This window comes from Nocardia sp. No.11 (assembly GCF_038752175.1).
GTDB lineage: Bacteria > Actinomycetota > Actinomycetes > Mycobacteriales > Mycobacteriaceae > Nocardia > Nocardia canadensis.
In genome coordinates, this window is record NZ_JBCGFB010000062.1 from 22,729 (window position 1) to 33,999 (window position 11,271).

Genomic DNA, 11,271 nt, shown 5'->3' on the forward strand with positions numbered 1-11,271 from the left:
GTCAGGCGTGCGCCGCGGCGGGAATCCGGCCGCGCCACCAGCCCAGCGCGCCGACACCGAGCGGCACCAGCAGGGTGAGGAACCCCGACAGCGGCATGTACGCCAGCCCGGCGACGGTCGTGACGGCGAGGGCGGCGAGGACCGGCACCGGGACGAAACCGCGAGCGCGCTCCAGCTCGATCATGGCCAGGCCGAGTCCGATGCCGACCACACCGAACAGGGTGAACCAGAACGACAGTTCGGTGCCCTGATCGCCGGCCGCGAGCAACGCCACCCCCATGATCGTGTGCACGGTCGCGATGAACACCAGGGCGGCCCCAGCCAGCGGAAATCTAGTTCTTGAATTCATGTTCATAAACTGTGCCACTAGGCTGAGCCGGTGGCAAGACCCCGTCTCTTCACCGACGACCAGGTGCTCGACGCGGCCCGTGACCTGCTGGTCGATCCGGCGATCATCCGGCCCGCCATCGCCGCGATCGGCAAGGCCGCCGGCGTGCACACCGGGTCGATCTATGTGCGATTCGCCTCACGTGACGAACTGCTCGCCCGGCTCTGGCTGCGCTCGATCCGGCGTTTCCAAGAGGGCCTGCTCGACGCGCTCGCCGGGCCGTCGCCGCTGCTGGCCGCGGCGACCTACCTGCCCCGGTACTGCCGCGAGCACCCGACCGAGGCCAGGGCGATGAAGATGTTCCATCGCGACGAACTGCTCGCGGTCGGTCCCGACGAATTGCGGCACGAGATCGCCACGGTCAACGACGCCATGAATGCCGCCCTGCTGGCCGCGGTGGTCACCGAATTCGGCACCGCCGACGCCGAGACCACCGCCGTCGCGGAGGCCGCGGTGAAGGCGATTCCGTACGGCTTGGTGCGTGACTACATCGCCCGCGCGGCGCCGATTCCGGCGTGGATCGACGAGGTCACCGCGACCGCCACCGGCGCGGTTCTGGATCGTTTCCATTCCCGATCTTGACGACACACTGTGCGAAATCCTGCGACACGCGGGGATTTTCCGGAAACCCGCTGGTCGCGCGCCACCGGGTTTGCGGGGCCTGTGACCGCCACGGGCGCAACCGAATGGCTAACATCGCCCATATCGGCATAACCGCAGGTGGGGATGCATTTTGTGAATTCGGCGGTACGATCGGGGCGGAAGAATCGCCGGTCACCGCATCGGGCCCGCGCGCCCCATACGGCATGCGTAATCCGGCCCTGACCTGGGGGTCGGGTTCGCAATCGGCGGGCGTCGTGGGTACGGTCGCACAGACCGTCCGGGTAACCGGCGGTAGATCTAGCAATGAACGATGAGACGGAGGAACCGTGGCCCTTCCCCAGCTGACTGACGAGCAGCGCGCCGCTGCTTTGGAGAAGGCGGCTGCCGCTCGCCGTGCTCGGGCGGAGCTCAAGGAGCGCCTGAAGCGTGGCGGTACCAACCTGAAGCAGGTCCTCACCGACGCCGAATCCGATGAGATTCTCGGCAAGATGAAGGTCTCTGCGCTGCTCGAGGCTCTGCCGAAGGTGGGCAAGGTCAAGGCTGCCGAGATCATGACCGAGCTGGAGATCGCCCCCACCCGGCGGCTCCGTGGCCTGGGCGACCGTCAGCGCAAGGCGCTGCTGGCTCGCTTCGACTTCGACGCCTGATTCAGGTGGTCGAACACACGCGGAAGGGTCGGCTGGTTGTACTGGTCGGCCCCTCGGCCGTGGGTAAGTCCACGGTCGTGCGGTGCGTGCGGGAACGCCTGCCCGAACTGGTTTTCAGCGTGTCGGCGACGACCCGGGCCCCCCGGCCCGGGGAAGTCGACGGCCGGGACTACCGTTTCGTTTCCCGAGCCGAGTTCGACGCCATGATCGAGGCGGACGAACTGCTCGAATGGGCAGACATCCACGGGGGGTTGCAGCGCTCGGGCACCCCCGCGGCCCCGGTGCGCGAAGCGCTGGAGGCCGGACATCACGTCCTGCTCGAGGTCGATCTGGCCGGTGCGCGATCGGTTCGGCAGGCGATGCCCGAAGCACTGCTGGTGTTTCTCGCACCGCCGAGCTGGGAAGAACTGGTCTCGCGCCTGCGGTCACGCGGCACCGAGACGCCCGAGGTGATCGAGCGCAGACTCGAGACCGCCCGGGTCGAATTGGCGGCCTGTGACGAGTTCGACACGGTCATCGTGAACAGCGAGGTGACGACTGCCTGCGAGCAGTTGGTATCGTTATTCGTTAGCACAAATTCGAGTTCTTGACCCACTAACCCCGCAGGAGCCTCCCCTAGTGAGTACGGACACCGCAGCCGCGCCCGCGTACGACACCCCGATCGGCCTCACCAACCCGCCGATCGACGAGCTGCTCGAGCGCACGTCGTCCAAGTACGCCCTGGTGATCTACGCGGCCAAGCGCGCGCGTCAGATCAACGACTACTACAACCAGCTCGGTGACGGCATCCTCGAGTACGTCGGCCCGCTCGTCGAGCCCGGCCTGCAGGAGAAGCCGCTGTCGGTCGCCATGCGTGAAATCCACTCCGACCTGCTCGAGCACACCGAGGGCGAGTGACAATCTCTTTTCCGGAGGCGTAGAGACCATGCGGATCGTCGTCGGGGTCGGCGGGGGCATCGCCGCCTACAAGGCGTGTGCCCTCGTTCGCCGGTTCACCGAGACCGGCCATCAGGTGCGGGTCATCCCCACCGAGTCGGCCCTGCAGTTCGTCGGTAAGGCGACCTTCGAGGCACTGTCCGGCCAACCGGTGCACACCGGTGTGTTCGCCGATGTGCCCGAGGTGCCGCATGTCCGGATCGGCCAGGAGGCCGATCTCGTCGTCATCGCCCCCGCCACCGCGGATCTGATGGCGCGCGCCGCACAGGGGCGCGCCGACGATCTGCTCACCGCCACCTTGCTGACGGCTCGATGTCCGGTGCTGTTCGCGCCCGCGATGCACACCGAGATGTGGGAGCATCCGGCGACGGTGGCCAATGTCGCGACGCTGCGAGCGCACGGCGCCAATGTCATGGAACCCGCGTCGGGCCGGCTCACCGGCACCGACACCGGTCCGGGCAGGCTGCCCGAGCCGGAGGAGATCTTCGGCCTGGCCTCGCTGCTGCTCGAACGCCCCGACGCGCTGCCCCGCGACCTGACCGGTCGCCGCGTGGTGATCACCGCCGGTGGCACCAGGGAACCGCTCGATCCCGTGCGTTTCCTCGGCAATCGCAGCTCGGGCAAGCAGGGCTACGCCCTGGCCCGGGTCGCCGCCCAGCGTGGCGCCCAGGTGACGCTGATCGCGGGCAACACCATCGAGCTCGCGCCGCCCGCCGCCGTGGACCTGGTCCACATCACCACCGCCGACCAGCTCAAGACCGCGGTCGACAAGCACGCGCTGGGCGCGGACGCGGTGATCATGGCGGCCGCGGTCGCCGATTTCCGTCCGACCCATGTGGCCGCTGCGAAGATCAAGAAGGGCGCAGACGAGCCCGACGTGATCCCGCTGACCAAGAACGAGGACATCCTCGCCGGCTTGGTCGACGCCCGCACCGACGGCAGGCTCGCCGGCACCGCGATCGTCGGCTTCGCCGCCGAGACCGGGGACGACAACGGTGACGTGCTCACCCACGCGCGCGCCAAACTGGCCCGTAAAGGCTGCGATCTGCTCGTGGTCAACGCGGTCGGGGAGGGCAAGGCGTTCGAGGTGGACACCAACGACGGCTGGTTGCTCGGCGCCGACGGCACCGAACAGGCCCTCGATCACGGGTCCAAGGCGCTGCTGGCCAGCCGGGTGCTCGACGCGCTCGTCCCGCTCCTGCGCTGACCGGGTACGGTCGCCGATAGCTTCGCGAGATCTGTTGCGCTGCAAGGATCGTCGCGCAGTGTACGGCGTGTGGACGCCGTCCGTGGGCGCCTTCGCCGGTTCGGTGAACAGTCCGGGACAGTCTGTGTGCACTGCGCCACCTCGTCGGTGGTTTGGAATAGTCTGAGAAGAAGGGTTGTGCGGTAGCACCGAGAAGTTACCGTCACAAGCCGACACGAGTAACCCGTTGAGGGAGAGGGAATAACTGTGCGTACGACAGGTAGTCGGCTATTCACCAGTGAGTCCGTGACCGAGGGGCATCCGGACAAGATCTGTGACGCGATCAGCGATTCCATCCTCGACGCGCTGCTCGCGGCGGACCCGCGCAGCCGGGTCGCGGTGGAGACCCTGGTGACCACGGGTCAGGTGCATGTCGCGGGCGAGGTCACCACCTCCGCCTACGCCGACATCCCGCGGATCGTCCGCGAGAAGGTCCTCGAGATCGGATACGACTCCTCCGCAAAGGGTTTCGACGGAAACTCCTGTGGTGTGAACATCGCGATCGGTGCCCAGTCGCCCGACATCGCGCAGGGTGTCGACACCTCGCACGAGGCGCGTGTCGGCGGTTCCGACGACGAGATCGAACGGCAGGGCGCCGGTGACCAGGGCCTGATGTTCGGCTACGCCACCACCGACACCCCCGAGCTGATGCCGCTGCCGATCGCGCTCGCGCACCGGCTCTCGCGCAAGCTCACCGAGGTCCGCAAGTCCGGCGTGCTGCCGTACCTGCGTCCCGACGGCAAGACCCAGGTCACCATCGAATACGACGGTGACAAGCCGGTCCGGCTGGACACCGTGGTCATCTCGACCCAGCACGCGGCCGACATCGACCTGGACAACCTGCTGGCCCCCGACATCCGGTCGAAGGTCGTCGACGCCGTCATCGGCGATCTGAACCTGCCGACCCTGGACACCTCCGACATCCGCCTGCTGGTCAACCCGACCGGCAAGTTCGTGCTCGGTGGCCCGATGGGTGACGCGGGCCTGACCGGCCGCAAGATCATCGTCGACACCTACGGCGGCATGGCCCGCCACGGTGGTGGCGCGTTCTCCGGCAAGGACCCGTCGAAGGTCGACCGCTCGGCCGCCTACGCCATGCGCTGGGTCGCCAAGAACGTCGTGGCCGCCGAGCTGGCGGAGCGCGTCGAGGTGCAGGTCGCGTACGCGATCGGCAAGTCGGCGCCGGTCGGCCTGTTCGTCGAGACCTTCGGCACCGAGAAGGTCGATCCGGCCCGCATTTCCGCCGCCATCTCGGAGGTCTTCGACCTGCGTCCGGGCGCGATCATCCGCGACCTGGACCTGCTGCGCCCGATCTACGCGCCGACCGCGGCCTACGGTCACTTCGGCCGCACCGACGTCGATCTGCCCTGGGAGCACACGGACCGCGCCGACAAGCTGCGCGCGGCCGTCGGCCTGTAAGACCCACCGCCCGCGTGGCAGCGGACGACACGACGACAGCAGCGGGACACCCGATCGCTCGGGTGCTCCCGCTGCTGTCGCCTGCGCACCTGGACCGCGACTTCGACTATCTGGTCCCCCCGGAACTGGACGAGATCGCGCAGCCGGGGGTTCGGGTCCGAGTCCGGTTCGCCGGCCGCCTCGTCGACGGGTACCTGCTCGAACGTCTCCCGCACAGCGAGCACACCGGCAAGATGGTGAAGCTCGAACGCGTCGTCTCCCCGGAGCGCGTCCTCACCCCGGAGATCCTGCGGCTGGCCACCGCCGTCGCCGCCCGGTACGCGGGCACCCGCGCCGATGTCCTGCGCCTGGCCATCCCGCCCCGCCACGCCCGTACCGAGACCGGCGGAACCAAGAAGTCCACTGCCGCAACAGAATCCGCGCTCGACGAAGCGGAACCGGCTGCTGCTGAAGCCGATTCGCCGGCGGACGGCCCGTCGTCACCAGCGGCGGGTCCGGGTGATTGCGTCGAAAAGGATTCGCCCGCAGCGGTTCCGGACGCGGTGGCGAGCGATCCTGTCGATACCACCGCGTGGAACAGGTACCAGCACGGCGGCGCCTTCGTGGCCGCGCTGAGTGCCGGACGCGCACCCCGGGCGGCCTGGCAGGCGCTGCCCGGGGAGGACTGGGCGGCGCGGCTGGCCGAGCTCGCCGCGACCGTGGTCGCGAGCGGTCGCAGTGCCGTGCTGATGGTGCCGGATCAGCGCGACCTGGATCGGCTGCTCGCCGAATGCGTTCGGCTGGTGGGGGATTCGGCCGTCGGGCTGTCGGCCGGGTTGGGGCCCGCCGCGCGGTATCGGCGGTGGCTGGCGGTGCTGCGCGGACAGGCGCGCGTCGTCGTCGGTACCCGCGCGGCCGTCTTCGCGCCCGCGCGTGATCTCGGACTGATCGCCCTCTGGGACGACGGTGACGACACCTACGCCGAGCCGCGGGCACCGTATCCGCATGCCAGGGAAGTGGCGATGCTGCGCGCCCACGAGACCGGCGCCGCCTTCGTCGCGGCCGGTTTCGCCAGGACCGCGGAGATCCAGGCCGTCGTCGAGTCCGGCTGGGCGCGAGACCTGCTCGCCGAACGCCAGGTGCTGCGCGAGGTGATGCCCCGGATCAGCGCGCCCGGCGACACCGACTTCGCGCTGGAACGCGACGCGCTGGCGCGGGCGGTCCGTATGCCCGGTGTCGCGTTCGCCGCCGCCCGCGCGGCGATCAAGGAGAACGCCGCGGTCCTGGTCCAGGTGCCCCGGCGCGGCTATGTCCCCTCGCTGGCCTGCGCGAAGTGCCGGACCCCCGCGCGCTGCAGGCACTGCAACGGGCCGTTGGCGTTGCCACAGTCGAGCACGGGTGAAGCCGCGAGCCCGCAGTGCCGCTGGTGCGGCATCACCGAGGCCGCCTTCCGCTGCCAGGCGTGCGGTGCGCGCGCACTGCGCGCGATGGTCATCGGCGCCGCCCGCACGGCCGAAGAACTCGGCCGCGCCTTCCCCGGTGTCCCGATCCGTGGCTCGGGTGGCGGGGAAGTGCTCGACAGCGTCGAACCGGGTGCGCAGGTCGTGGTCGCGACCGTCGGCGCGGAACCGCTGGTGCGGGGCGGCTACGGGGTCGCGCTGCTGCTGGACGGCTGGGCCCTGCTGGGACGGGCCGACCTGCGCGCGACCGAGGACACCTTGCGTCGGTGGATGGGCGCCGCCGCGCTGGTCCGCCCGCGCGGGCAGGTGATCGTGATGGCCGAGCCGTCGCTGCCCACCGTGCAGGCGCTCGTGCGCTGGGACCCGGTCCATCACGCCGCCGCCGAGCTGGCGGCGCGCGCCGAGGTCGGCTTCCCGCCCGCGGTGCGGCTGGCGGCGATCGACGGCACCACCGCCGCCATCGCCGAATTGCTCGAGGCCACCCAGCTGCCGGACCGGGTCGACATCCTCGGACCGGTGCCGCTGCCGCCGACGGCCCGCAAACCCTTCTCCGGCTCCGACCAACCGGCCGAGGTCGAGCGCATGCTGCTGCGGGTGGGCCGGACCGAGGGCGGTCCCCTCGCCCGGGCGCTGACGGCGGCTCAGGCGGTGCGCAGCTCGCATCGGTCCGACGCGCCGTTGCGGGTGCAGATCGACCCGGTCGACATCGGCTGACGGTCGGGTCGGAGGCGCCCGGCGACAGCGGTCGGCCTGGTCGTCGCGCGCCTGCCGCAGTGGTGGTCCCGAACCCTGTCCTACCATGACCTCGGGTGAGCAGAGAGGATCGTGGTGGAGTTCTTCACGACACGCGACGGGACGTACGTGGCGAACGATCTGGCGGTGAGCCGCTGGTCGCCGAATCAGCTGCACGGCGTCGCGGTGTGCGGCCTGCTCGCGCTGGAGGCCGAGAAGCACAGTCCGGGAACGGGATTCGTCCCGGCGCGGCTCTCGGTCGACCTGTTCCAGCAGGTCACCCGGGACCCGATCACGCTGCACAGCGCGGTGGTGCGGGCGGGCAATCGCATCAAGGTCGTCGATTCCTGGCTCGTCCAGCAGGACCAGACGCGGGCCAGGGCGACAGTGACCTTCCTGGCCGCCGCCGACGACCCGCCGGGAACGGTCTGGCAACCGCCACGGACGCTGCCGGTCCCGACGGAACGACGCGACGATCCGCGGGGTGCCCTTCCACTGTTCAAGTCCGGTGACGGCGACTGGATCACCGACTTCGGCGCGGCGCGTGACGCCGAGCGCAAGGTCACCTGGCAGAACCTGCCGCCGCTGGTGGCCGGGGAACCGTTCACCCCGTTCCAGCGGGCCGCCGCCACCGGCGACCTCACCAACCTCGTCTGCCACTGGGGTTCGCGCGGGGTCGGCTACATCAACGCCGACATGACGCTCACCCTGTCCCGCCTGCCGGTGGGCCCGGAACTCGGCATGCAGGCCCTCGACCACGTCGGCAACGCCGGTGTCGCGGTGAGTACCGCGACGATGTACGACCGCGAAGGCCCGCTCGGCACCTGCGTGATCACCGCCGTGGCCAACGACCGGCGCCGGTCGGCCCCCGCGCACCGTGGCGAACCGGTGCCCGCGACCGCCGAGGGCTGAGACCGGCACCGATGAATTCGGGGTGCCCGCGTCGTCTGCACTGACGACGGCGCACGCCCGCGTCCCCGAACCGTGCCTGGAGGCCCCGTGGCGACACCTCTCTCCCGCGACGAGCTGTGGGCGATGACCCACGCCGAACGGGCGGCCCTCGCCGACGATCTCGCCGGTCTGGACGACGCGCAGTGGGCCCGGCCGTCGCTGTGTGGGACCTGGGTGGTCGAGGAGGTCGTCGCCCACCTCACCGCCGCGGCGAGCATCGGGCGACTGCGCTGGCTGGCCAGTGCGCTCGGCGCCCGCTTCGACTTCGATCTGCACAATGCCCGGCGGCTGGCCGAGCACCGCGGGGCCACACCCGCCGAGACGCTCGCCCGGTTCCGATCGATCGCCACCAGCACGACCGCGGCGTCCGGGCACACCGCGGCCTGGCTCGGCGAGGTCGTCGTGCACGGTCAGGACATCCGGCGTCCGCTCGGGCTGCCCACCACCCCGACGACGGCCGCCGCCACCGCGGTCGCCGACTTCTACGCGAGCCGCGATTTCACCGTGCCCAGCCGGACCACCATCGCCGGCCTGCGCCTGGACGCCACCGACGGGCCCTTCGCCACGGGCGCCGGGCCGCTGGTCACCGGTCCGACGATCGCGCTGGTGATGGTCATGGCGGGCCGCAGCACCTACGCCGACGACCTCACAGGGCCCGGCCTGCCGACGCTGCGAGCCCGCCTGGCCGAGAAGCCCTGAGCGGGCCTGGACCCTGCTCAGAGATACAGCGCGCGCTGCCGCAGCACCCACTGCGCGTACGAGGTCGCCGGGCGACCGAGCACCCGCTCGATATCGCCGCTGACCTCCCGCTCGGCCGTGGTCGGCGTGCCCAGGATGGTCAGCGTGTGGTCGGCGACCGCCTCCGGCATGAAGCGCAGCATGTTCGCCTTCGCCTGCGCGGCGTCGAGTTCGACGAAGCTGATCGGCTCGTCGACGGCCGCGGCGATCGCGGCCGCTTGCTCTCGCGGGGTCACGAGCGCCGGACCGGTCAGCGTGTAGGCGCGTCCGGCATGCCCATCGGCGCGCAGGGCGACGGCGGCGACCGCGGCGATGTCGCCCGGGTCGACCGCGGGCAGGCCGACGTCGCCGAACGGCGCGGCGACAGTGCGCGCGGTGCGCACCGGCTCGATCCAGGCATAGGTGTTGGAGAAGAACGCGCCCGGCCGCAGCACGGTCCAGGCGAGGTCGGACTCCGCCAGCGCCCGCTCGAACGCGATGGTGCGCGCGTAGCCGGCGGAGTCGGGCCGGGTCACCGCGCCTTGCGAGGACACGAACACCACCCGGCCGATACCGGCCGCGGACGCGGCCTTCAGCAGCTGAGCGGGCTCGGGCCCGGTCATCAGCTGCTCGCCGGTGATCAGCAGGAACAGTGCGTCCGCGCCCTGGAGCGCGGGGGAGAGGCTGTCGAGGTCGCCCAGGTCGGCCACGACGTGCTCCACCCCCGCGGGCAGGTCGACGGGCGCGGCGCCACGCGACACGGCCCTGACCCGCTCACCCGCCTCGGCGAGCAGGCCGACGAGCGTGCGGCCGATATTGCCGGTGGCACCGGTGACGACGATCATGAGAACTCCTTGAGTTAGTTGGCTGACTAACTCACCGTAGCAACGATCGACGGGGCTGTCTATAGTTAGTTGCATGACTGACTCAGTGGCGCAGGGGCGGCCGAAGATCGGGAAGCGGGAGCGGCTCGTGGCGGCGGCCGCGCGGGTCTTCTACGAGCAGGGCGTCGAGAAGACGACCATCGCCGACATCGCCGCCGCGGCCGACGTGCCGGTCGGCAACGTCTACTACTACTTCAAGACCAAGGATCAGTTCGTCCAGGCCGTCATCGACACGCACGCGGGGGTGCTGGCGGAGATCGTCGCCGGGATCGAGCCGCTGCCCGGCCCGGCCGAGCGTTTGAAGGCGATGGTCGCGAGCTGGGTGGAGCAGCGCGATCTCGCCGCGCGCTACGGCTGCCCGACCGGCTCGCTGGCCGCCGAACTCGACAAGCGTCCCGATGCCTTCGGCGGCGAACCGGCACGGCTGATGAGCCTGCTCATCGACTGGGCCCGGGGGCAGTTCGCCGAACTCGGCAGGCCCGACGCCGCCGAACTCGCCGTCGCCTTCGTCGCGGCATATCAGGGAATCTCCTTGCTCGCCAACACCTTCCGCGACCCCGGCCTGATGGTGACCGAGGGTGCGCGGTTGGCGCGCTGGATCGACGAGCTGGCCGGGCGGGGCTGAGCTCACCCGGCGGGCTGCCAACCCGAGCACAGCAGATCGATCGTGGTGATCCGGTCCTGAGCGGTCGTCAGGAACGCCCGCTGCTCGGCGATCCTGGCCGCGCCGGGATCGTGAGTCGGCCGCATCCGGACCAGCCAGTGCAGGGCGAGCTTGTCGCCGCGGCGTTCGTGACCGGCGTCGACGACGGCGAAGTCGTCCGGTCCGCCGAACCAGCCGCGGAACCGGTCGATAGTCGCGGCCGGGCCCAGCGCGTCGAACGGGCCGGGCGGGATGAGGCCGCGCAGGCGCACTTCGGGAGCGAGGCAGGCGGTCATGGCGGTGAAGTCGCGCCGGATCAGTGCGGCGAGAAACGCGTCGGCGACCGGGGATTCGGTCGACTTCGGGGGGAGGGTGGACGTGGTCATATCGGAAGTGTCGGCTCCGCGGGGCGGCCGGACATCGGGCGATCACCCGATCTTCGCGCGCTGATCCTCGTCCGGCAGCAGACCGTGGCGCATCGCGAACACCGCGGCCGAGCCACGGCTGTGCACCCCGATCTTGGTGTAGATGTGCTCGATGTGGCTGCCCGCGGTGAGCCCCGCGACCTGGGCCCGCTTGCGTGGCCTGCGGCCCTCGGCGGCGGCCGGCACCGCCGCGACGGCGTCACCGTCGAGCCGCCCGCTGTCACCTCGGCGCGCAGGATCC

At 70.7% G+C, this 11,271-nt stretch carries 13 protein-coding genes and 1 pseudogene; 10 read left to right on the forward strand and 4 right to left on the reverse strand.

Annotation, left to right across the window (positions count from 1 at the left end):
• Window position 1: 1 nt before the first annotated feature.
• Entirely contained in the window at window positions 2-349 is a 348-nt protein-coding gene (locus V8688_RS19180) for a DUF6463 family protein (RefSeq protein WP_316575313.1), read from the reverse strand.
• 30 nt (window positions 350-379) lie between these two features.
• Between V8688_RS19180 and V8688_RS19185 the strand changes: the two genes are divergently transcribed.
• From V8688_RS19185 to V8688_RS19225, 9 genes are all read left to right on the forward strand, one after another.
• Entirely contained in the window at window positions 380-970 is a 591-nt protein-coding gene (locus tag V8688_RS19185; protein WP_342801387.1) for a TetR family transcriptional regulator, read from the forward strand.
• A 347-nt stretch (window positions 971-1,317) separates the two neighbouring features.
• Window positions 1,318-1,638 carry an integration host factor, actinobacterial type gene (gene mihF / locus V8688_RS19190; protein ID WP_043653536.1) on the forward strand — a complete coding sequence of 107 codons (321 nt, stop codon included), beginning with the start codon at window positions 1,318-1,320 and terminating at the stop codon, window positions 1,636-1,638.
• A gap of 5 nt (window positions 1,639-1,643) precedes the next feature.
• Window positions 1,644-2,228: a guanylate kinase gene (gene gmk, locus V8688_RS19195; RefSeq protein ID WP_218721686.1), complete on the forward strand. Its 585-nt coding sequence runs from the start codon at window positions 1,644-1,646 to the stop codon at window positions 2,226-2,228.
• A 28-nt stretch (window positions 2,229-2,256) separates the two neighbouring features.
• Complete coding sequence (gene rpoZ / locus V8688_RS19200) at window positions 2,257-2,535, forward strand: DNA-directed RNA polymerase subunit omega (protein WP_218721688.1); 279 nt, start codon at window positions 2,257-2,259, stop codon at window positions 2,533-2,535.
• Between the two features lie 28 nt (window positions 2,536-2,563).
• Window positions 2,564-3,781, forward strand: a complete 1,218-nt coding sequence (gene coaBC, locus V8688_RS19205; RefSeq protein ID WP_218721690.1) for a bifunctional phosphopantothenoylcysteine decarboxylase/phosphopantothenate--cysteine ligase CoaBC — start codon at window positions 2,564-2,566, stop codon at window positions 3,779-3,781.
• A 246-nt stretch (window positions 3,782-4,027) separates the two neighbouring features.
• The gene (gene metK / locus V8688_RS19210; protein WP_218721692.1) at window positions 4,028-5,239 is read left to right on the forward strand and encodes a methionine adenosyltransferase; all 1,212 of its coding nucleotides are present in this window, start codon (window positions 4,028-4,030) and stop codon (window positions 5,237-5,239) included.
• A 14-nt stretch (window positions 5,240-5,253) separates the two neighbouring features.
• On the forward strand, window positions 5,254-7,392 hold the full coding sequence (locus V8688_RS19215) for a primosomal protein N' (protein WP_342801388.1): 2,139 nt from the start codon (window positions 5,254-5,256) through the stop codon (window positions 7,390-7,392).
• Between the two features lie 147 nt (window positions 7,393-7,539).
• Entirely contained in the window at window positions 7,540-8,322 is a 783-nt protein-coding gene (locus V8688_RS19220) for an acyl-CoA thioesterase domain-containing protein (protein WP_342801389.1), read from the forward strand.
• Window positions 8,323-8,409: 87 nt separating this feature from the next.
• The gene (locus V8688_RS19225) at window positions 8,410-9,060 is read left to right on the forward strand and encodes a maleylpyruvate isomerase family mycothiol-dependent enzyme (protein ID WP_342801390.1); all 651 of its coding nucleotides are present in this window, start codon (window positions 8,410-8,412) and stop codon (window positions 9,058-9,060) included.
• A 17-nt stretch (window positions 9,061-9,077) separates the two neighbouring features.
• On the opposite strand, the gene V8688_RS19230 is transcribed toward V8688_RS19225, so the two are convergent.
• The gene (locus V8688_RS19230; protein WP_342801391.1) at window positions 9,078-9,923 is read right to left on the reverse strand and encodes an NAD(P)H-binding protein; all 846 of its coding nucleotides are present in this window, start codon (window positions 9,921-9,923) and stop codon (window positions 9,078-9,080) included.
• Window positions 9,924-9,996: 73 nt separating this feature from the next.
• On the opposite strand from V8688_RS19230, the gene V8688_RS19235 reads away from it, so the two are divergent.
• Window positions 9,997-10,587 (forward strand): TetR/AcrR family transcriptional regulator, encoded by a 591-nt coding sequence (locus V8688_RS19235; protein WP_218721697.1) that lies wholly within the window; start codon window positions 9,997-9,999, stop codon window positions 10,585-10,587.
• Window positions 10,588-10,589: 2 nt separating this feature from the next.
• On the opposite strand, the gene V8688_RS19240 is transcribed toward V8688_RS19235, so the two are convergent.
• A complete protein-coding gene (locus V8688_RS19240; RefSeq protein WP_342801392.1) occupies window positions 10,590-10,991 on the reverse strand; it encodes a nuclear transport factor 2 family protein in 402 nt (133 codons plus the stop codon).
• Between the two features lie 42 nt (window positions 10,992-11,033).
• A pseudogene (locus V8688_RS19245) lies at window positions 11,034-11,271 on the reverse strand (LuxR family transcriptional regulator); the annotation flags it as partial.